Consider the following 23,025-nt stretch of genomic DNA (forward strand, 5'->3'; position numbering starts at 1 on the left):
ATTACATAGGAATCGCTAACTATACATGAAAGCCACAGAACGCACGATAAAATTAAAACACCAAAAAAATCAGATAAACTTTGTCAGCTGGCGTTTTGCTTTATTGTGTGGTTGCATCTTGCTAGCGCTTGTGGGACTAATGCTGCGGGTGGCTTATTTGCAAGTTATCAACCACGATAAACTAGTGCGTGAAGGGGATATGCGATCGCTACGAGTTCATAAAGTTCTCACCGCCCGCGGCATAATAAGCGACCGCAAAGGACGTCCCTTGGCAGTAAGCGTGCCGGTCCATGCAATATGGGCAGATCCGAAAGAGCTTAACGACCATGGCGGTATTAGCACTAATTGCCGATGGAAAGCCCTGTCTGAAGCACTTGCTATCCCCCTTGATCAGCTTTCCTCACGAATTAACTCTAAGCCTACAGGGCGTTTTGTTTATTTGGCACGCCAGGTTGATCCTGCTATCAGCGATTATATTGAGAAACTTAAACTTCCGGGTATTAACCTGCGCCAAGAATCCCGACGCTATTACCCAGCTGGTCAGGTAACCGCGCATCTCATTGGTGTGACCAATATCGATAACCAGGGCATTGAGGGTATTGAAAAAAGCTTCGATCGCCAGCTGACAGGTCAGCCTGGTGAACGAACGGTGCGCAAAGATCGATTCGGGCAGGTTATCGAGGACATATCTTCGGTGGACAGCCAGGTAGCGCACAATCTAGCTTTAAGTATTGACGAACGGCTGCAGACACTAGCATATCGCGAACTTAATAACGCCGTAGCTTTCAATAAAGCTGAATCAGGAACAGCAGTATTAGTCGATGTAAATACAGGTGAAGTATTGGCAATGGTTAACAGTCCCTCTTACAACCCGAACAATTTGACTGGAATTACCATGGACGTGATGCGCAACCGCGCCATAACGGATATCTTTGAACCGGGCTCGACGGTTAAACCAATGGTAGTAATGACCGCGCTGCATCGCGGTGTCGTAAGAGAAAGTAGTATACTAAATACACTACCATACATGATTAGTGGTCACCAAATCAAGGATGTGGCACGCTATACTGAATTGACCTTAAAAGGCATTTTACAGAAATCTAGTAACGTCGGTATATCTAAATTAGCGTTAGCAATGCCGTCCTCAGCACTAGTAGAAACTTATTTACGTTTTGGATTGGGTAAGGCAACTAACTTGGGGTTAGTAGGAGAAAACAGTGGCTTTTATCTTAATAAAAAACGGTGGTCAGACATGGAAAGAGCTGCTTTTTCTTACGGATACGGGCTAATGGTAACGCCGTTACAGTTAGCACGAGTTTACGCAACAATCGGCAGTATGGGCGTTTTACGCCCACTTTCCATCACCCGGGTAGATCCGCCCGTGGCTGGAGAGCAGGTGTTTCCCAAATCTTTGGTGCGTACCGTAGTAAATATGATGGAAAGCGTAGCTCTGCCGGGAGGTGGCGGTACTAAAGCCGCGATCAAAGGCTATCGCATCGCTATTAAGACTGGCACTGCCAAAAAGGTCGGTCCAGAAGGTAATTATATTAATAAATATATCGCCTATACCACCGGAGTTGCACCCGCTAGTAATCCACGCTTTGCGCTGGTGGTAGTGATAAACGATCCGCAGGGTGGCAAATACTACGGCGGCACAGTCTCCGCTCCGGTATTTGGTGCCATCATGGGCGGCGTACTACGTACTATGAATGTAAAGCCCGATGCTCTTACCACAACCAATTGCAGAATTGGACATACAATTGTCAAAAAAGAGGTTATAAGTGACAAATCGTAATTTGCGAGAGCTACTCGCACCCTGGGTGTCTGACGCACCAGAACGGATGCTTAGGGAAATGACGATGGACAGCCGTACTGCGACTGTTGGTGATCTTTTTGTGGCCGTTACCGGATATCAAACGGATGGTCGGCACTATATCCCTCAGGCTATCGCGCAAGGCGTTGCCGCCGTCTTGGCACAAGCTGAGGAAACCACAGAAGGTCAAATCAGTGAGCTGCACGGTGTGCCGGTTATATACATTCACAAGCTTCAAGAGCGGTTATCTGCACTAGCTGGGCGCTTTTATCAACAACCGTCGCGCGCTTTGCACCTAATTGGTGTCACCGGCACCAACGGCAAAACCACTACTACGCATCTTTTAGCGCAATGGGCGCAATTATTGGGCGAGATTAGCGCGGTAATGGGAACCGTAGGTAATGGCGTGATGGGCCAAACCCATCCAGCCAACACTACTACCGGCTCACCAATCGAAATTCAGAAATTGCTATCGCAATTGCAGCACCAGGGCGCAACTTTTGTGGCAATAGAAGTGTCATCCCACGGCCTAGTACAACACAGGGTCAAAAACCTGCATTTCTCCGCCGCCATATTTACCAATTTGAGCCGCGACCATTTGGATTATCACGGCAACATGGTACAGTACGAAGCAGCTAAATGGAGGCTGTTCGGCGATCTAGACGTCAATCAACATATTCTAAACGTCAATGACGCCACTGGCCGACGCTGGATGCAAAAGTTGCCACAAGCGATAACGGTAGCGGTCAACAGCACTAAACTTCCTGAACACCAGAGACACTGGATGAGCGCAAGTGAAGTTCGCTATCATGCACGTGGTGCGGATATTTTCTTTAGATCCAGCTGGGGAGAAGGAATAGTACACAGTAAATTAATCGGTGAATTCAATGTCAGCAACCTGTTGTTGGCCCTGACGACTATGCTCGCGCTCGGCTATCCCCTGCCGAAACTGCTTAATAGCGCTAGTCGTTTGCAATCAGTTTGCGGCCGCATGGAAATCTTTCACACCAAAAGCCATCCCACAGTTTTAGTAGATTATGCTCATACCCCAACCGCGCTGAAAAAAGCGCTGACGGCGGCCAGGCTACATTGTAGCGGTAAACTTTGGTGTGTATTTGGCTGCGGCGGCGATCGTGATAAAGGCAAACGGCCGCTGATGGGAGCTATCGCTGAACAATACGCCGACCGAATAATTGTTACCAATGATAACCCGCGCGGCGAACTAGAGCAGGACATTATTAACGACATTAAGAGCGGCTTACAAGATGTAAGCAGTGTTCAGGCGATATTTGACCGCAATGATGCAATCACTAGCGCTATTATTCAAGCCACGGCAGCAGATCTGGTGCTCGTGGCCGGTAAAGGCCATGAGGATTACCAAATTATCGGTCAACAGCGACTAGACTACTCTGACCGTAGCACCGTGGCGCGACTTCTAGGAATAAGAGCATCATGATCCCATTTACTCTTAGCACTATCGCTCCGGTACTTAACGCCGAACGAGTGGGCAATGATCGCACTATTCTAGATGTCGTTACTGACTCGAGGGCGCCAAGCATTGCCAAAAATAGTTTATTTGTCGCTCTGCAAGGAAAACAATTTGATGCCCATAAGTTCACCGAACAAGCGGTTTCAGCCGGCGCTATGGCACTGCTAGTCAACCGCCGGATACCCCTGGACGTGTCACAGCTGATTGTAGCCGATACCAGGTACGCTCTAGGGCAATTAGGCTCTTGGGTACGCCAGCAGGTTCCAGCACGAGTCATTGCCCTGACTGGATCCTCGGGAAAAACTTCAGTTAAGGAGATGACCGCAACAATCCTGCGACAATCCGGGCAGGTGTTAGCAACTTACGGTAATTTTAATAACGATATTGGTGTACCGCTAACGTTGCTGCGTATGACATCAGAGCATGATTTCGCGGTTATCGAGCTCGGCGCTAATCATCCAGACGAGATTGCCTGGACGACCGCCTTGGTGCAGCCGGAAACTGCGCTGGTGAACAACCTTTCCACAGCTCACCTAGCCGGATTTGGTTCTCTGTCAGGCGTCGCGAGAGCAAAGGGCGAAATATTCACTGGCTTGCCTGCCAACGGGCTCGGTATCCTTAACGCCGATAGTCATAATTGGCTACAATGGAAACAGGTGCTGCGGCATAAAGCCGTCTGGCGTTTTGCCGTACAAGCCACCAATAACGTAGATTTTTTTGCCAGCGACATCGTGAGCGATCATAAAGGGGTTAGTTTCACTCTGCACAGTCCACAGGGAGCATGCCCAGTACAACTACAACTGCCGGGAAGGAATAATATAGCTAATGCCTTGGCCGCGAGCGCACTAGCATTAGCTGTCAAGGCTGAACTACCGGCAGTTGCCGCCGGCCTATCTCAGTTCAAAGCCGTGCCAGGAAGATTATTCCCTATCACGATAGGCGTCAGACAACTGCTGTTGGACGATAGCTACAACGCCAATGTCGGCTCCATGACCGAATCCATACAGGTTTTAGTGGATATGCCGGGCTACCGGGTGCTTGTAGTGGGAGATATGGCAGAATTAGGGGATAAAGCAGCCGAATATCATTGGCAGGTGGGCGAAGCTGTCTCCCTAACCGATATCGACAAAGTATTAAGTGTCGGCAATCTAAGCAACCTTATTGGTGAGGCCAGCCGCAAGGGCGAGCATTTTCAAGACAAAGCTAAACTGACTGCCCGCCTGGCACATTTGTTATCTAAGCAATCTGTCATGACCATATTAATTAAAGGCTCACGTAGTGCAGCAATGGAGCAAGTAGTGCGAGCATTAAAGGAGAAAGCACTATGTTAATCTGGCTGGCCGAATATTTAGTCCAATTTTATTCAGGATTTCACGTCTTGTATTATCTAACTTTCCGCGCCATCATCAGCCTAATTACCGCGTTATTTCTATCAATATGGATGGGACCTCGCCTGATCATCTGGCTGAGAAAACTGCAAATTAGGCAAGTGGTACGCCATGACGGACCGAAATCTCATTTAAACAAGCACGGTACACCTACAATGGGTGGATTGATGATCCTTACGTCAATCACTATTTCAGTAGTAATATGGGCCTACCCGTTCAATCCCTATGTTTGGTGCGTGCTGTTTGTTCTAGTTAGTTACGGCATCGTGGGATTTATCGACGACTATCGCAAGGTGGTACGCAAAGACACACATGGGCTAATCGCTCATTGGAAGTACTTATGGCAGTCTGTTATAGCACTTGCTGTAGCGTTTACTATGTTCGCTATGGGAAAAGATACGCAAGATACTCAACTAATTCTGCCGTTTTTTAAAGAAATTATGCCACAAATGGGTATCTGGTATGTGTTTTTAGCTTACCTTGTTATAGTCGGTACCAGCAACGCAGTCAATCTGACTGACGGTTTAGACGGTCTGGCTATTATGCCGACGGTATTCATCGCCGCAGGACTGGCATTAGTAGCGTGGGCGACCAGCAACATAAATTTTGCGAACTACTTACATATTCTCCACATACGTTTCGCCGGAGAGCTGGTGGTAGTGTGCACTGCAGTCGTCGGGGCCGGCCTAGGGTTTTTGTGGTTCAATACCTACCCAGCACAGGTATTTATGGGAGACGTTGGATCGCTGTCACTAGGTGGCACGCTTGGCACCATCGCCGTGCTGCTGCGCCAGGAATTTTTACTGCTCATTATGGGCGGAGTGTTCGTGGTGGAAACCCTGTCCGTAATTTTGCAAGTAGTAACATTCAAATTGCGTGGTCAGCGTATCTTCCATATGGCACCAATTCATCACCATTATGAATTAAAGGGCTGGCCGGAACCGCGCATTATCGTGCGCTTCTGGATAATTTCGCTAATGCTAGTCCTGATCGGACTGGCTACGTTAAAAGTACGATAATTATGACAGAATATCATAACGAACAGGTGGTTATTATCGGACTCGGGCTTACAGGCTTATCTTGTGTTGATTTTTTTCGTCGCCGCGGCGTAACACCGCGGGTGATGGATACCAGATTTACGCCGCCTGGACTAAAAAATTTACCCGTAGATGTACCGCGCCACTTAGGATCACTGAACGAAGCGTGGCTGCTAGAAGCCACGCTGATCGTCGCTAGTCCAGGTATTCACTTGTCGCACCCAGCGTTGATAGCAGCAGTGGGCAAAATACCAATCGTCAGCGATATTGAGCTGTTCGCACGCGAGGCAACAACACCGGTGGTAGCAATAACCGGGTCAAATGGCAAAAGCACCGTCACCAGAATGGTGGGTAATATGGCCGCAGCCGCTGGCTGGCAGGTGGGCGTTGGAGGTAATATCGGCTACCCGGCGCTAAAGATGCTGAACGCATCTTACCAATTGTATGTGCTGGAGCTATCAAGCTTTCAACTAGAAACAACTTTTAGCCTAAAAGCATCAGCTGCAACCATCCTAAATATCAGCGAAGATCATATGAATCGCTATCCGCTTGGTTTACCTCAGTACAGAATGGCCAAACTGAACATTTATCATAATGCAGCATTGTGCGTAGTTAACGCTGACGATGTGCTCACTTTGCCTACAAGCAGACATGACGCAAGCTACGTTAGCTTTGGCGTAGAGCAAGGCCACTATTACATTAGCCAAATCGCAGGCAAAAATTGGTTAATGGCACGTGGCCAACCACTGTTAGATTGCGCAGAAATGAATGTTGGCGGACGACATAATTACACTAATGCCTTAGCCGCACTGGCACTCGCTGACGCCATAGGTATCCCACACACGGCCAGCCTGTCAGCGCTGCGGCAATTTTGCGGTTTAGCTCATCGCTTTGAGCTAGTACATGAACGCAATGGCGTGCAGTGGATTAATGATTCGAAATCAACCAACGTAGGCAGCACGCAAGCTGCGCTGAATGGACTAGAAGTGACAGGTGATTTGCATCTACTGCTTGGCGGTGATGGTAAATATGCCGATTTCACTTCGTTAGCGTCTTTGGTGCAGGGAGATCGAGTGCGGTTGTATTGTGTGGGTCAGGATGGCGCGCAATTAGCATCCCTGCGTCCTGATGACGCTACGCTAACCAAGACGCTGGAGCAGGCGATGCGTATCATCGGTACTCGGGTAAAAGCTGGAGACACAGTGTTGCTGTCGCCGGCTTGCGCCAGTCTAGACCAATTTAGAAACTTTGAAGTACGCGGCGAGATATTTACGCGATTAGCGCAGGAGGTAGGTTGATGCACATCCTTGGTTTAGGACTAATTTCGCGCCTGAATTTGTGGATGCTAGGTGAGCACGAATCGCATACGCTAAAACCAGCTTGTTTGTTATACGACCGCACGTTGCTATGGTTGACTTTGGGACTTGTCAGTATCGGTTTTGTAATGGTTACTTCTACATCGATGCCAATAGGGGCTCGTATGTCTGACGACACGTTTTATTTCGCTAAACGCCATGCTTTTTACCTCGGTTTAGCATTTTTGCTATCGCTAGCAACGCTTAGCATCCCTATGGCGGTTTGGAAGCACTATAGCTCGGGGATGTTGCTTATCACATTAGTAATTCTCCTGATATTGCTAGTGGTTGGCAGTTCTGTCAACGGTGCGGCACGATGGATTGCGCTAGGACCTCTACATATTCAGCCGTCAGAATTATCGAAGTTGACGTTTTTTTGCTACTTAGCCAGCTATCTAAGCCGCAAGATAGATGAAGTGCGAACTAACTTCTGGAGTTTTTGCAAACCTATGGGAGTTATGCTGCTGCTAGCGGTATTGCTACTGGCCCAACCAGACCTCGGAGCCGTGGTAATTTTGTTTATTACCACCACGGCGATGTTGTTCCTGGCCGGTGCTAAACTGTGGCAATTTTTATTGATTATCAGTTCAGGAATTGTCGCTATGGTGCTCCTAATTATTATTGAACCGTACCGTATGCGGCGTGTTACCTCGTTTTGGAACCCATGGGATGATCCCTTCGGCAGCGGCTATCAGCTTACCCAATCACTGATGGCATTTGGCCGCGGCCAGTTTTGGGGACAAGGACTAGGTAATTCGATACAAAAATTGGAGTATTTGCCGGAAGCTCATACCGATTTTATTTTCGCTATTTTGGGTGAAGAATTGGGTTATTTCGGCGTAGTGATAGCGCTATCTATGGTATTTTTAGTCGCAGCTCGCGCGATGTTGATTGGCCGTAAAGCGCTAAAAATAGATCAACGATTTTCAAGTTTCTTGGCCTTTTGCATCGGAATATGGTTCAGCTTACAAGCGATGGTCAACGTGGGCGCTGCAACCGGCATACTGCCCACTAAAGGGCTGACACTGCCATTAATTAGTTATGGCGGCTCAAGCCTTCTAATCATGTCGACAGCTATTGTAATGCTGTTAAGAGTAGATTTTGAGACGCGCATAGCCACAGAGCAGGCGTTTGCGAAGGAACAGCGATGGTGGGAAGAAACAGAAGATTAATGGTAATGGGTGGCGGTACCGGCGGACATGTGTTTCCAGGACTGGCAGTTGCCCATCACTTAATAGCGCAGGGCTGGCAGGTGCGCTGGCTCGGCACCACTGATCACATAGAAGCCAGTTTAGTGCCAAAACACGGTATTGACATCGACTTTATCCGCATTCATGGCCTGCGCAGGAAGGACATGAAAGCGAAACTAATAACACCAATATGCATATTGCACGCATGGTATCAGGCACAGCGTATTATGCGTGCCTGGCGACCAGATGTAGTACTGGGTATGGGTGGCTATATTTCTGGACCAGGAGGTCTGGCAGCCTGGAGCTGCGGTATTCCGGTACTGATTCATGAGCAGAATAGCATCGCCGGTCTCACCAATCGGTGTCTAGCAAAAATTGCCCATAAAGTGCTGCAAGCGTTTCCCGGCGCATTCCCCAATGCCGATGTGGTAGGCAATCCGGTGCGTGATAGGATACGATCATTACCGCCGCCAAAAGAACGCTTTCTTAAACGCAACGGCCCACTTAGGGTTTTAGTGATAGGCGGCAGTCAAGGAGCACGAGTGCTAAATAAAATTATGCCGGCAGTAGCCGGCCGTTTGGCAAACTACTTGTCCCTGTGGCATCAGGTGGGAAAAGGTGTGTTAGAGGAGGTCACTATGACATACTCGGAAATCGATAAAACGCAACACAAGGTAGTAGAATTTATCGATGACATAGCCGCCGCATATGCCTGGGCAGATATTGTGGTATGCCGCTCAGGCGCACTGACAGTGAGTGAAATCTCAGCAGTCGGTTTACCAGCACTCTTTGTTCCCTTTATGCACAAAGATCGTCATCAATATTGGAACGCGCGCCGACTGGAACAAGCTGGCGCTGCGAAAATCATCGAACAGCCAGACCTTACCGTCGAGCTGGTCAGTGATGTGTTAGCCGGTTGGAATCGAGCAACTTTGCTGATCATGGCGCAACGCGCAAGGTCAATAGATATTCCCGATTCAACGGAGCGGTTGGCAAGAATAGTGACAACAATCAGTACATCTAAGCTTGAAAAGCGATAAGAACAAACAAACTTGATTTATCTCGTCTAAAGCGTTTTTTTAATTAAGCGATAACAATGTGAATACACAACAACTATCTAAACTGCGAACTTTTATACCCGAAATGCGTCGTGTCAGGCAAATTCATTTTGTCGGTATTGGAGGGGCTGGCATGGGTGGTATCGCGGAAGTGCTAGCAAACGAGGGCTATCAAATTAGCGGATCTGATATGGCGCAGAACGCGGTGACTAATAAACTGATTGATTTAGGTGCAAAGATATATTTCAATCACCGACCAGAAAATATCAGCCCAGCCAGTGTGGTGGTGGTATCAAGCGCTATTGCACCAAATAACCCGGAAGTTGTAGCGGCCAAAGCAGCGCGTATTCCAGTTATTCAGCGCGCGGAGATGTTAGCGGAATTGATGCGTTTTCGTCATGGTATAGCCATCGCAGGCACCCACGGCAAAACTACCACGACCGCCATGGTGGCTAGCATTTACGCCGAAGCCGGTTTGGATCCAACTTTTATTAACGGCGGTTTGGTTAAAGCTGCCGGCGTGCATGCCCGTTTAGGCTGCAGCCGCTATCTAATTGCAGAGGCAGATGAAAGTGACGCCTCCTTCCTTCACTTGCAACCGATGGTAGCGATCATAACCAATATCGAAGCCGATCATATGGATACTTATCAAGGAAACTTTGAAAATTTAAAGCAATCATTCATAAACTTTCTGCATAATTTACCGTTTTACGGCCGAGCGGTCATGTGTATCGACGATCCGGTAATTCGTGAACTACTGCCACGCGTCGGGAGAAAAATCAGCACCTACGGCTTCAGTGAAGATGCTGATTTGCATATTACTAATTACCGCCAAAATGGTGCGTGCGGCAATTTTACCCTGACCAGACAAGATAAGTCTAATTTGCGAGTGAAACTTAACGCGCCAGGCCAACACAATGCGTTGAATGCAGTAGCAGCGATCGCGGTGGCAACAGAAGAAGGCATTAATGATGAGAGTATTTTACAAGCGCTGCTTCAATTCCAGGGGACAGGACGGAGATTTGATGATTTGGGTCGCTATGATTTGAGCAATGTCAACGGTAAAAAGGGTGAAGTTATGCTGGTTGACGATTACGGCCATCACCCTACCGAGGTGAAAGCCACCATCAAAGCTGCAAGGGCTGGATGGCCGGAAAAGCGGCTGGTGATGGTATTTCAGCCGCACCGTTATACGCGTACGCGAGATTTATACGAAGATCTAGCCAACGTGTTATCTAGTGTAGATGTCTTGCTGATGTTGGACGTGTATCCCGCTGGTGAAGCGCCGATACCCGGTGCCGATAGTCGCTCTTTGTGTCGAGCAATACGCGGGCGCAGCAAGGTTGTCCCTATTTTAGTACCGGATATTAATGCGCTGATGGCGCCGCTGGCTATGGCCTTAGAAGATAATGATTTAGTGCTAATACAAGGAGCTGGCACGGTAGGTAAAATCGCCCGTCAATTAGCTGATAGCCGCCTACAACCACAGGCGAACGAGGGACGGAATGGTGGTTATTAAATGGCCCTATTTTTGCCAGTATTATCAGCTGGTCTTTGAGGAGGCGACTGGCTGACATGTCACAAGCGGAGATAAACGTACGCAATCGTAAAACGGATAAAGATGCTGCGTACCGCAGCATCGGCCATCAGCTCTCGCGTCTAATCTGCCTATTAATTATGTTTAGTATTATCGCATGCAGCGGTTTCATAGCTGTAGTCTGGATAAAAAACGTCTATCGTTTACCGCTGTCCCGACTGGTAGTAACCGGAGTGCGTCACTATACCACCAATAATGATATTCGCCAGGCGATTATAGAGTTAGGGATTCCAAACACATTTGGAACGCAAGACGTCAGCATCATTCAACATCAGATTGAGTGCATGCCATGGATTAAACAGGTTAGCGTGCGTAAACAGTGGCCGAATGAATTAAAAATCCATGTAGAAGAATATATGCCGGTGGCGCGCTGGAATGATTTACATCTACTGGATAATAGCGGCAAAGTGTTCTATGTGCCGGAAGCGCGCCTCGGCAATCAAACCATGCCGATGCTTTATGGACCTGAAGGCAGTGAACAAAATGTCTTAGCTGGCTACCGTAAGATAAATGATATTTTGATATCCGCCAAAATTCAACTCAAAGCGGTAAACATGAGCTCCCGTCATGCGTGGCAATTAACTTTAAGGGATAATACCCAGTTAGAGCTAGGACGGGACGATCAAGTTAAGCGCTTACAGCGCTTTATCGGGATTCGTCCGGTTCTTTTCCAGCAGGCTTTTAACGATAATAAGCGTATAAACTACGTAGACCTACGCTATGACTCGGGTATGGCCGTCGGTTGGATAACGGGGACCTATATAGAGCCAAAAAACAGTAAGTAGCCACAGACTCAAGCACAGGCAAAATAACAATGATCAAAGCGACGGACAGAAAACTGTTAGTAGGACTGGAGATCGGCACGGCTAAAGTGGCCGCTCTAGTAGGAGAGGTGTTGCCTGATGGCGTGGTGCATATCATCGGTGTCGGAAGTTGCCCATCTCGTGGCATGGATAAAGGTGGAGTTAACGATTTAGAATCGGTAGTAAAATGCGTACAGAGTGCTATCGATCAAGCGGAATTGATGGCAGACTGCCAAATCTTGTCAGTATATCTAGCCTTATCTGGTAAACATATTAGCTGTCAGAATGAAATCGGTATGGCACTAATTTCCAAAGAAGAAGTCACACAGGAAGACATAGAGAACGTAGTGCACACTGCTAAATCGGTGCGGGTGCGTGACGAGCACCGCATCCTGCATGTTATTCCGCAAGATTACGAAATTGACTATCAGGAAGGAATAAAGAATCCGGTTGGCTTATCCGGCGTGCGAATGCAAGCTAAAGTTCACCTAATTACATGCCATAATGATATGGCAAAAAACATTATCAAAGCAGTTGAGCATTGCGGACTGAAAGTTGACCAATTAATTTTTGCAGGTTTAGCATCAAGTTATGCGGTATTAACAGAAGATGAACGTGAGCTAGGCGTGTGCGTCGTAGATATAGGCGGCGGCACCATGGACATGGCGATCTATACTGCCGGATCGCTACGTCATACTAAGGTCATTCCCTACGCTGGCAACGTGGTAACTAGCGATATAGCCTATGCATTTGGTACTCCACCCACTGATGCTGAAGCAATTAAGGTTCATCACGGCTGCACACTGGGAGAAGTAGTCAGCAAAGACGATAGTGTTGAAATGCCTAGCGTAGGAGAGATGCCGTCTCGTATACTACAACGCCATGCCTTGGCCAAAGTCATTGAGCCGCGTTATATTGAACTGCTCAATATGATCAACAATGAAATTTTACAGTTACAAGAACAACTGCGAGCACAGGGGTTAAAGCATTATTTAGCTGCAGGCATCGTGCTGACTGGCGGTGCGGCACAAATTGACGGTCTGGCGGCATGCGCTCAACGCGTATTTCACACTCAGGTTCGCATCGGCTATCCGTTAAACATCACCGGTCTTACCGATTATGCGCAAGAACCTTATTATTCAACCACCGTTGGGTTACTGCATTACGGTAAAAAAACACATTTAAACGGCAAAGTAGATGTCAAAAAACGAACGTCTGTCAGCACATGGTTTAAAAAGTTAAGTGACTGGTTGTGCAAAGAATTTTAATGATATTCAATACAGAATTTGGTTATATAAACAGCCGATTCCAACGTCACAGGCACAAAAGGAGAGGAATAATGTTCGAACCTATGGAATTAACCAACGACGCGGTGATTAAAGTCATCGGTGTCGGCGGCGGCGGCGGAAATGCCATAGAGCATATGGTGCGCGAGCGCATTGAAGGCGTAGACTTTTTCGCGGTAAATACTGATGCTCAAGCATTACGTAAAATGGCTGTGGGTCAAACGATTCAGATCGGTAGCAACATTACCAAAGGACTTGGAGCCGGCGCTAATCCTGAAGTGGGCCGCAACGCCGCCAAGGAAGACAGCGAAGCGCTGCGGTCCGCACTTGAGGGAGCCGACATGGTATTTATTGCTGTCGGCATGGGCGGAGGGACCGGCACAGGCGCCGCACCTGTTCTAGCGGAAATCGCTAAGGAACTGGGTATCTTAACTGTTGCCGTGGTAACCAAGCCGTTTAACTTTGAAGGCAAAAAACGCATGGCGTTCGCTGAACAAGGCATTGCTGAACTTTCAAAGCATGTTGATTCGTTTATCACTATTCCTAATGATAAGTTACTGAAAGTTTTAGACCGCGGCATTTCTCTACTCGATGCATTCGGCGCCGCCAACAACGTATTGAAAGGCGCGGTACAGGGTATCGCCGAACTAATCACCCAGCCGGGACTAATGAACGTCGACTTTGCTGACGTGCGCACCGTAATGTCAGAAATGGGTTACGCCATGATGGGTTCTGGTGTTGCCTGCGGCGAGGATCGCGCGGAAGAAGCAGCAAAAATAGCAATTTCTAGCCCTCTGCTGGAAGATATCGATCTGTCTGGCGCCCGCGGGGTACTAGTCAACATAACTGCCGGCTTCGATCTGCGACTAGAAGAATTTGAAATAGTAGGTAACAATGTCCGTGCTTTTGCCTCTGACACCGCCACCGTGGTCATAGGTACATCACTAGATCTAGATATGAAAGATTCTCTGCGCGTTACCGTCGTAGCAACTGGTATCGGCATGGATAAACGACCGGAAATTACGCTGGTGAATAATAAACAAAGCAACTCGCCTATCATGGATAATCGCTACCGCGATCACGCTGCAGGCATGTCTTCGCTCAAAACAGTAGCAAAAATGGTCAGTGACCAAAACACACATGGGGATACGGAACCAGACTACTTGGATATTCCTGCTTTCCTGCGCAAGCAGGCGGATTAACCCATGCTATATGTTATGTTAAAACAATAGCTCTTTATGTTTAACTGTTTCGTTAACTAGACTCGTATAATTATAAAAGAGTTATAGCCGATATGGTTAAATCATGAGAAGAAAAGATGATCAAACAGCGGACATTAAAACGTATCGTGCAGGCTACCGGTGTGGGGTTACATACCGGTAAAAAGGTCACACTGACACTACGACCTGCACCGGCAAACACTGAGATCGTCTATCGTAGAATCGATTTAAGCCCACCGGTAGATTTTCTCGCAAATGCCAAGGCAGTGCGTGACACCATGTTGTGCACTTGCTTGGTAAACGAGCATGACGTGCGGATCTCTACTGTTGAACACCTAAACGCGGCGCTAGCCGGATTAGGGATCGATAACATAATCGTTGAAGTTGATGCTCCTGAAATTCCGATCATGGATGGCAGCGCTAGCCCTTTTGTTTACTTATTGCTAAATGCTGGCATTAAAGAACTTCAGAACAGCGCAAAAAAATTTTTGCGTCTCAAACAAGCAGTACGTGTCGCGGATGGAGATAAGTGGACTGAGTTAGCACCGTTTAATGGTTTTACGCTCGATTTCACCATCGATTTCAAACATCCTGCGATAAATTCTAGCTCGCAACGTTATTTCTTGAACTTCTCTGCTGAATCGTTTGTTCGCCAAATAAGCCGCGCGCGCACTTTTGGATTCATGCGAGATATTAAGTACCTGCAATCTCACGGTTTGGCCCTAGGTGGCAGCTTTGACTGCGCTATCGTAGTCGATGATTACCGTGTGCTAAACGAAGAAGGACTCCGTTTTTCAGATGAGTTTGTCCGCCACAAAATGCTTGATGCCATCGGTGACCTATTTATGTGTGGTCATAACATCATCGGAGCATTTACCGCCTTTAAATCCGGACACGCTATGAACAACAAGCTATTACAGGCAGTGCTGTCGCGGCAGGAAACTTTCGAATTCGTAACTTTCGAGGACGTAGCAAAACTTCCACTAGCATTCAAAATGCCTTCTTTCGTTCTGCCTTGAATGTACTCCTCGCGCGATAATAAAGCTATGCACAGCGATTTCCGATAAGACTTTGCGCAAGCAAGGATTAGCAGTAAAGCACCTATTTTTTTCGATGGACGTAATCAGTACTTTTTCCGGCAAGATCTGCTAATCTTTCCAACGCATTCTTTAATTTCCCTTCACTGCTTGCTGACACATGACGAATAAAAGCGGCACTCTGTAAGCTCAAATGCCATGTATTTTCTCCACATAGCTGACGGTAAAGTTGCCAGTCGTTGTCATTCTTTTGAGCGGTCAATGCCTGTGTTTTCGCCAAATTAGGGTTAATCCTGATGTCGATGCACGACAATGATGGTAAAATTTGCGTTCTTAACTTAGATAATAGTTGAGGTTGTTCATAGCGTAATCGCATTTGCCAACTAGCATTAGCGGTTTCTAGCACCAGCATGCCATGTCGGAAATTTGCAACACGGCAGGAAGGACGCATCGGTGCTGGCAATAGTGCGTTGACCATACGGTTAAGTTTAAGCAACATTATGGCCTGTTGTTTAATCTGCGATAAGGACACGAGACGCCTCTCAGTAGAGGCGTCAAATAGACTATCGATTGGATATGGATGACTATAGCGCATAATAAAACTCCAATGGAATAAATAAGTTGGTAATGGGTATTTTAAATCGTTGTCAACACTTTAATATAAAATATTTCTGTCTGCATCCCAAGGGGGAAATAATCGTATCCGGATTTGACTCGCTATTATCGCGTGACGACGTTCAGGAGATGCTGCACAAGATCGATTACTTTGCTAGTCTTAGCCTGTTAATAGTTTATCAAACCTATTGCAGCCAACGGACAATGCTGAAGCAAACCCTACGACGTAAAGCCTACATTGTTGATTATTGGCACCAACATGTCATCATCAGCACCGCCATTCGTCATCTATCTTTTGCTCGGGTGCCTGCAGTAGGCGTATCGATGAGCATACTGCATCAAACTAGTTATATGGCCTTTATCTACGACTACATCATCAATATTCGTCTCATGCAACTGCATAGAATACGGGCCGGCCCACGGGCTACTGCTTAATCCTTAAAGATCGTAACTTTACCACCAACGCCTTTTGGTCGCCGATAAACGGGGACCGTGATGAGATGTAACTAATTATGTTAACAAAATTATTTACCAAATATTTGAGCAGCCGAAACGATCGTATCCTGCACCGCATGAAAAAAACAGTGGATGCCATCAATCAAATGGAGCCAGCAATAGCACAGTTGAGTGATAGAGATCTAAGAGCCAAAACCATCAAATTTCGCGAGCTTATTAAAAAAGGGACGACCATCGATAGTCTGCTTCCGGAAGCTTTTGCCGTAGTGCGCGAAGCCAGCAAACGTGTGTTCGGCATGCGTCATTTTGACGTGCAATTGATGGGTGGCATTGTGCTTAACAATCGTTGCATCGCCGAAATGAGTACCGGTGAAGGAAAAACCTTAACAGCCACCTTGCCAGCGTACCTAAACGCTCTCAGTGGAAAAGGCGTACATATCGTAACAGTGAACGATTATCTTGCTAAGCGTGATGCGGAAAACAACCTTCCGTTATTTAAATTCCTGGGGCTAAGCGTCGGCATCAACCTACCGGGGATGCCAGCGAAGGATAAGCGCGCGGCTTACGCCGCCGATATTACCTACGGCACCAATAACGAATATAGTTTTGACTATTTGCGCGACAACATGGCGTTGAGCCTAGAAGAACGAGTGCAGCGAAAACTACATTATGCACTTCTGGATGAGGTAGATTGCATCTTGATCGATGAAGCACGCACCCCTCTTATTATCTCCGGTCCTGCGGAAGACAGCTCCGATATGTATCGTCGCGTGAATAAATTAATACCTCATTTTATTCGCCAAGATAAAGAAGATTCCGATAATTTTCAGGGCGAGGGACACTTTTCGGTAGATGAGAAATCTTGTCAGGTAAATTTAACTGAACGGGGACTGGTTATGATTGAAGAATTACTAGTAAAAGCCAGTATTATGGATAAAAAAGCATCACTCTACTCATCCACCAACATCATACTGATGCATCATGTGATCGCGGCATTGCGCGCCCACGTACTGTTCAATCGCGATGTAGATTATATTGTTAAAAACGATGAAGTAATTATCGTCGACGCACATACTGGACGCACCATGCCAGGAAGACGATGGTCTGAAGGGTTACACCAGGCGATAGAAGCTAAAGAAAATGTAACTATTAAGAATGAAAACCAGACACTGGCGTCCATTACCTTCCAAAATTATTTCCGACTCTATGAGAAACTAGCGGGTATGACCGGGACTGCTGATACAGAAGCATTTGAGTTCAGATCTATCTATAAACTAGACACCATCGTGGTGCCTACAAACCAGCCGATGATACGCAAAAATTTCTCTGACTTGATCTATATGACAGAAAAGGAAAAAATTGACGCTATTATTGAGGATATTAAATCCTGCACCCAACGTGGTCAGCCGGTACTGGTAGGAACAATCTCCATTGAAAAATCGGAGTTAATTTCCAGAGAACTAACAAAAACCGGTATTGCACATAAGGTGCTTAATGCAAAATTCCACGCTATGGAGGCAGAAATCATCGCGCAGGCCGGCCAACCAGGAGCAGTTACTATAGCCACTAACATGGCCGGCCGCGGTACTGATATAGTATTAGGAGGTAACTGGCAAGTAGAAATCGCGGCCCTGGAAACGCCGCCGGACAAGCAGAAGATCGTTGCCATCAAGAAAGCCTGGTTACAGCGTCATCAGGCAGTGTTGGCAGCAGGAGGTCTTCATATCATTGGCACTGAGCGTCATGAATCGCGTCGTATAGACAATCAACTGCGAGGCCGTGCAGGACGTCAGGGAGACGCGGGCTCATCCCGTTTTTACTTATCGATGGAGGATGCCCTAATGCGTATTTTCGCATCCGATCGCGTTTCAAGTATGATGCGAAAACTGGGAATGAAACCGGGTGAAGCCATCGAGCACCCTTGGATCACCAAGGCGATTGCCAATGCTCAACATAAAGTGGAAAGCCGTAATTTTGATATCCGCAAGCAACTGCTTGAATATGATGATGTCGCTAACGATCAGCGACGTGCAATCTATACCCAACGCAACGAATTGCTAAACGTATCCGACATTAGCGCTACCATCAAAAGTATCCGCGACGATGTACTAAAAACTATTTTTAATAACTATATTCCACCCCAATCACTAGAAGAAATGTGGGATGTACAGAGATTAGAGCAATGTTTAAAAGATGACTTTGATTTGGATCTTTCTATTGCACAATGGGTGAACAATGAACCGGGCCTGCAAGAAGAAACCTTACGAGAGCGCGTGCTTAATCATACGTTGATGCAATATCAACATAAGGAAAAGATCGTCGGCAGCGACATAATGCGCAATTTCGAGAAAAGTGTCATGCTACAATCGCTTGATTTATTTTGGAAAGAACATCTAGCAGCAATGGATTATCTTCGTCATGGCATACATCTGCGCGGCTATGCGCAAAAAGACCCGAAACAAGAGTATAAACGCGAATCTTTTAAGATGTTTTCTTTCATGCTCGAATCGCTAAAATATGAAGTAATTAGCACTCTTAGCAAAGTGCAAGTGCGCATACCGGAAGAAGTAGAGACCACGGGGAAAAACGGCATAAACGGCATGCATATGAACTATCAGGTGTCGACGGTAAAACTCGTTACGGGAGTAATACTTCCGCGGCGCTAGAAAACCTTAAAATCGGGCAAAATAATCTTTGTCCGAGCGTTTTAGGTAAGAAATTCAAACAATGTCACGGAAAATTATAGTCAGGCGAGAATATTAAAGCAGTGAGCAATCGTTCGTTACGCTAGATCTGCCGGACCTTTTATTAAAAATAAGTTATATTTTCAAAAGGAGGCGGTCTAGTAATATGAGTTTATGTTCAGGAAGGATAATAACGACGTCGCTATTAATCATGGCAGAAGGTATTATTCATTATACTCGGTGGGGAGTATGTATTGCCATTTCCGCCTTAGCGAAATTATTTATAAAAAACTTTAACACTGCCTTAATATTAATAGTGTAATGTAAGGTATAAAACCTAATTAGAGTCCGAAATTCATCAACAACGATATCTATCCTTGCCGATAAGCATGTTTGCGTGTTGGTGTTCACGGCAAGTTACTAATCTGTAAATTTTTTAGGCTAAACACAAGCCTTATAAGCAACCCACTGTGCGCTGGTCACGAATTATTTTTCTTAACGAAGCAGAATAATCCTCACCCGAGGGGGTAAGGGTTTGAATTTCGTGCAGATAGTAGGCATACCGTCTGCTGTTCGATACAATAACAGTTAAGAGGTAATAGATTTTTAATAAAGCAGGCTTATACCATCGATGCTTATAGAACGCGTGTCGTGAGCAACAACAAGATCTAAAGAGCATTAAAGTCAATATCTTTAGCGTTCATCAAGCGCTTCTATCTTAGCTACTTCCACGTTCAGTTCATCTAGCTTATTTTTCATTAAGTTCCGACAATACCTGGTCAATACGCGCACTTGTGCTCGATTGTAACTTGCAGTATCAATCGGCGGTAGTATTTCTATAATGACTAAGCCATTAGACCAGCGATTGAGTTTAATTTTGTTTGAGGTATTAGAAACGCAAATTGGCACAATAGGAACCTCAGCGGCAATTGCCGCGTAAAATGCTCCGGTTTTAAAAGGCAATAAACCGCGCCCGCGACTACGGGTGCCTTCAGGAAACATCCAAATAGAAATATTACGTTTTTTAATGTGTTGTACAATTTTATTAATTGTGCTATGAGCACGGGTGTTATTATCGCGATCAATAAGCAAATTACCAGTCAACCAATAAAGTAGTCCAAACAGTGGCATCCAAAGCAAGCTTTTTTTTCCTACTGTTACAGTACGAGGCTGCACCACATATGCAGCGGTCACCATATCATAGTTGTTCTGATGATTTGCGATATAAATGCAATTTTGCGGTAGAGTCACACCCTCGGGATAGCGAACTTTCAATTGGATGCCAAACATAGGAGACATACTGCCAAACCAGCGGCCAAAGGTAGCAACATGCCGAGGATCTCGCGGGCTGAACAAGCAGTAAATTAAGCCAAAAATGCATATAGTTATAGATAGTAACACCACAAAAATGGTGCGAACAATAGCAATCATAGTTACACTTAACTTTTAGCCGAGATTAGTATAATAACTTACAGACAAAATACACAATAATTATCTCGATCAGCGGACGGTGTTTAAAACAGCATAGTATTATTATTTATTACCGTATAGCATCGGTCATGCAAGTGATATTGTTTTTTCTTTTCTTGCGCCAACTAGTGGATCGATAATTTCCACTTAATCAATATGACGCAATCCGCGCGGTAACAGTATTCTATTATGACCTCGTTCGGCACTAAATTTTGCAAGTCTTTAGAACGCAGAATGCGCTTGCATTTTCCGATATGAAAAATGGCAGAAGCCTGGTTAGACAACAAATAAAGACTCGCGAGGTCATCCTTACCTGAAACAATATCCTCGGAAGGAATAGAAATAATTTTATTGCCTTTTCCTCTCGACAACTGAGATAAAGTATCAACGGGGAACATAAGCAACCGCCCGGCAGTAGTTAGCGCCAATAAATTATGAGCAGTATCTTTTATCCATAACGGCAACAACACTTTTTTTGTTGAGATAACGTCAAAAGAGCCTTGTTGGCACGATTACGTGTGACTTAGCTTGCTAAAAGCTACACACGAAACCATAGCCAGCATCGGAGGCTATAAGCAATTTCTAATCGGCTGCGCCGGTGAGCATTTGCTTAACCGAGGCTACAAGAGGTAAAGTAAGCTTACTGGTCAACGGGCTCACCTTGGCTGCGCGGCAATGGCAGGTTAATAGACTCTAATGCGTAACTACGTCCGGTGGAATCTATAAATACCACTGGATGATTGCTATTTCCATGCACTGACACCCAATAATTATCACCGGAACGGTAACAGAGTCTATGCGGATCGATTGTATGGACCTTGACGCTGCGTATCCATCCCATAGTAGACAAAATCACCGTAATTGGTTCCGGCGGCAGCAAGCTTACTTTTGCTCAATATTTTGCCTCTTCACGTTGCATCAACGGTAAAAGACGTACATCGCCGTAAGTGGCAGCATCCGCTTGATTTCTTTTTTTAGCATGCTTTTGAACTTGCGTTCAAAAGTCAGGATTGCCTGGATATTGTTACACTCTTTCTCAAGATTATTCTGTTCGCATCGTAACTGCATTTCTTTTAGTTTAGCTACATGACAGAGTTTCAACTCAAGAATAGCGTCAACCTTGGATATCGCTTAACTCGAAACGCTGTATCAGAATCTGTTTAGGTTCACTCTCGGAGTGAATGATATGAATTACCTCATCCAAGTTGAGGTAGGCGACCAGCAAACCTGTTATAATGTACAACCGACGTCTTATTGACTCTAGCCAGAAGTTAAGCCGGCGGCGCACAATGCCGCGACGATAAACCAGCCATTCCGACAAAATATCGTTCAGATTTTTTAATTCCAGACGGCCATTCAAACCGATCATGTTCATATTGACGCGATAACCACGTTCTAAATCAGTGGTGGCGAACAGATGATGCATAACCGGCATCATATCACAGCAATTAGAGCGCGGGACAATAACCAGGCGAGTCTGGTTTTTATGATCAGATTCATCGTGCAAATTCTCTATCATCGATAATTTTTTCGCGCGCACCTGAATGGCTATCTGTTCTAGCACTTTGGTACTAGAAACCTGATACGGCAAAGATATTATGACCGCTTCACTATTTTCGACTGTCCATAGCGCTCGCATGCACACGGATTCACGACCAGTTTTATACATCTTACGCAGATCTTCAAGGGGGTAATTATTACTTGCCTCAGTTGGAAAATCTGGTCCCTTTACGTGTTCCATTAAGTTTTCCAAAGTAGCGGCAGGATTTTCTAACAGCGCAATAACCGCTGACGCTACTTCGTGTATATTATGCGGCGGTATATCAGTTGCCATTCTAACTTCGATTCCAGTCGTGCCATTAAGCAACACATTAGGTAATCTAGACGCAGCATATTTGGTTCTTCTAACTTCCCGTTAAAATTAGGCACATAATTAACAGTTCCCTGCTTCAACTCGCCAAGCAATACTTCAGCGCATAGCTAGACAGACGCGATTCTGTCTAGCGCATGGCGGCGAAAGATTTGGGATCGTCTGGAGCTCTCCAGTTACCCTAACCATCTACCATAGGGTAACGGACACGAAAAGTGTTGTGCCATCAGTACCATGGCTTCGTAAGCAGGAGATATTGCCGTGAGGATGGTATTGACCTGATACATCACCAATAGTGCACGCTGACTTTTTGTATTTTGCACTAGCATTCAGCCATAATTCTTATATCGCTTAAACAATACGGCATTGTACCGACTTTAGCCCACTGCCAATAAACGGCAGTGCTCGATCCATGATAACGTACATTGAGTATTTACGGTATGCACTTTCTATAAATTTATGCAGAGCCATACGTTCGCCGGTGTCATGATTTATCTCGCTCATTGATTATTATTTCCTTTGACCGCGATTACATGAACAATCAAAATCATATTGATAAGCGGATGGTATGGAATTTACAAGTAGATACTTAACTTTTCTGGTCCACGACTGCAAAATCACTAGCGTAGCGCCAATACGCTAACATCTTTATGTCAC

15 protein-coding genes and 2 pseudogenes are annotated in these 23,025 nt (G+C 46.0%); 14 read left to right on the top strand and 3 right to left on the bottom strand.

Going from position 1 to position 23,025, the window contains the following annotated elements; genetic code table 11:
- Positions 1-25: 25 nt before the first annotated feature.
- The 12 genes from ftsI to lpxC all read left to right on the top strand — a co-directional run bounded on the left by ftsI (position 26) and on the right by lpxC (position 15,255).
- Entirely contained in the window at positions 26-1,795 is a 1,770-nt protein-coding gene (ftsI, locus tag HBA_RS02680; RefSeq protein ID WP_097032474.1) for a peptidoglycan glycosyltransferase FtsI, read from the top strand.
- Positions 1,782-3,269, top strand: a complete 1,488-nt coding sequence (gene murE / locus HBA_RS02685; protein ID WP_097032475.1) for a UDP-N-acetylmuramoyl-L-alanyl-D-glutamate--2,6-diaminopimelate ligase — start codon at positions 1,782-1,784, stop codon at positions 3,267-3,269. Before ftsI ends, murE begins: the two co-directional genes overlap by 14 nt.
- Positions 3,266-4,633, top strand: coding sequence for a UDP-N-acetylmuramoyl-tripeptide--D-alanyl-D-alanine ligase (gene murF, locus HBA_RS02690; protein ID WP_097032476.1), 1,368 nt, complete (start codon positions 3,266-3,268; stop codon positions 4,631-4,633). The genes murE and murF overlap by 4 nt, the downstream gene beginning before the upstream one ends.
- The gene (mraY, locus tag HBA_RS02695) at positions 4,627-5,709 is read left to right on the top strand and encodes a phospho-N-acetylmuramoyl-pentapeptide-transferase (protein ID WP_097032477.1); all 1,083 of its coding nucleotides are present in this window, start codon (positions 4,627-4,629) and stop codon (positions 5,707-5,709) included. The genes murF and mraY overlap by 7 nt, the downstream gene beginning before the upstream one ends.
- Before the next feature lie 2 nt (positions 5,710-5,711).
- On the top strand, positions 5,712-7,025 hold the full coding sequence (gene murD, locus HBA_RS02700; RefSeq protein WP_097032478.1) for a UDP-N-acetylmuramoyl-L-alanine--D-glutamate ligase: 1,314 nt from the start codon (positions 5,712-5,714) through the stop codon (positions 7,023-7,025).
- Positions 7,025-8,254, top strand: coding sequence for a cell division protein FtsW (ftsW, locus tag HBA_RS02705; RefSeq protein ID WP_097032479.1), 1,230 nt, complete (start codon positions 7,025-7,027; stop codon positions 8,252-8,254). The genes murD and ftsW overlap by 1 nt, the downstream gene beginning before the upstream one ends.
- The gene (gene murG, locus HBA_RS02710; protein WP_097032480.1) at positions 8,230-9,312 is read left to right on the top strand and encodes an undecaprenyldiphospho-muramoylpentapeptide beta-N-acetylglucosaminyltransferase; all 1,083 of its coding nucleotides are present in this window, start codon (positions 8,230-8,232) and stop codon (positions 9,310-9,312) included. The genes ftsW and murG overlap by 25 nt, the downstream gene beginning before the upstream one ends.
- Positions 9,313-9,370: 58 nt before the next feature.
- Complete coding sequence (murC, locus tag HBA_RS02715; protein WP_097032481.1) at positions 9,371-10,849, top strand: UDP-N-acetylmuramate--L-alanine ligase; 1,479 nt, start codon at positions 9,371-9,373, stop codon at positions 10,847-10,849.
- Positions 10,850-10,905: 56 nt separating this feature from the next.
- Positions 10,906-11,712: a cell division protein FtsQ gene (ftsQ, locus tag HBA_RS02720; protein ID WP_097032482.1), complete on the top strand. Its 807-nt coding sequence runs from the start codon at positions 10,906-10,908 to the stop codon at positions 11,710-11,712.
- A 29-nt stretch (positions 11,713-11,741) separates the two neighbouring features.
- A complete protein-coding gene (gene ftsA, locus HBA_RS02725; RefSeq protein WP_097032483.1) occupies positions 11,742-12,998 on the top strand; it encodes a cell division protein FtsA in 1,257 nt (418 codons plus the stop codon).
- Between the two features lie 71 nt (positions 12,999-13,069).
- Positions 13,070-14,218 carry a cell division protein FtsZ gene (gene ftsZ, locus HBA_RS02730; RefSeq protein WP_097032484.1) on the top strand — a complete coding sequence of 383 codons (1,149 nt, stop codon included), beginning with the start codon at positions 13,070-13,072 and terminating at the stop codon, positions 14,216-14,218.
- A gap of 116 nt (positions 14,219-14,334) precedes the next feature.
- Positions 14,335-15,255, top strand: a complete 921-nt coding sequence (gene lpxC, locus HBA_RS02735; RefSeq protein WP_097032485.1) for a UDP-3-O-acyl-N-acetylglucosamine deacetylase — start codon at positions 14,335-14,337, stop codon at positions 15,253-15,255.
- An 82-nt stretch (positions 15,256-15,337) separates the two neighbouring features.
- On the opposite strand, the gene HBA_RS02740 is transcribed toward lpxC, so the two are convergent.
- On the bottom strand, positions 15,338-15,868 hold the full coding sequence (locus HBA_RS02740; RefSeq protein WP_097032486.1) for a DUF721 domain-containing protein: 531 nt from the start codon (positions 15,866-15,868) through the stop codon (positions 15,338-15,340).
- A 32-nt stretch (positions 15,869-15,900) separates the two neighbouring features.
- Between HBA_RS02740 and HBA_RS02745 the strand changes: the two genes are divergently transcribed.
- Together HBA_RS02745 and secA are read left to right on the top strand one after the other, a co-directional pair.
- Entirely contained in the window at positions 15,901-16,323 is a 423-nt protein-coding gene (locus HBA_RS02745; protein WP_097032487.1) for a hypothetical protein, read from the top strand.
- Positions 16,324-16,400: 77 nt separating this feature from the next.
- Positions 16,401-19,090 (top strand): annotated as a pseudogene (secA, locus tag HBA_RS02750) (preprotein translocase subunit SecA).
- Positions 19,091-19,721: 631 nt separating this feature from the next.
- Here the strand turns inward: secA and HBA_RS02755 are convergent.
- Together HBA_RS02755 and parC are read right to left on the bottom strand one after the other, a co-directional pair.
- The gene (locus HBA_RS02755; RefSeq protein ID WP_097032489.1) at positions 19,722-20,459 is read right to left on the bottom strand and encodes a 1-acylglycerol-3-phosphate O-acyltransferase; all 738 of its coding nucleotides are present in this window, start codon (positions 20,457-20,459) and stop codon (positions 19,722-19,724) included.
- Between the two features lie 186 nt (positions 20,460-20,645).
- Positions 20,646-22,872: pseudogene (gene parC, locus HBA_RS02760) on the bottom strand (DNA topoisomerase IV subunit A).
- Between the last annotated feature and the right edge of the window lie 153 nt (positions 22,873-23,025).

The organism is Sodalis endosymbiont of Henestaris halophilus, from assembly GCF_900161835.1.
GTDB lineage: Bacteria > Pseudomonadota > Gammaproteobacteria > Enterobacterales > Enterobacteriaceae.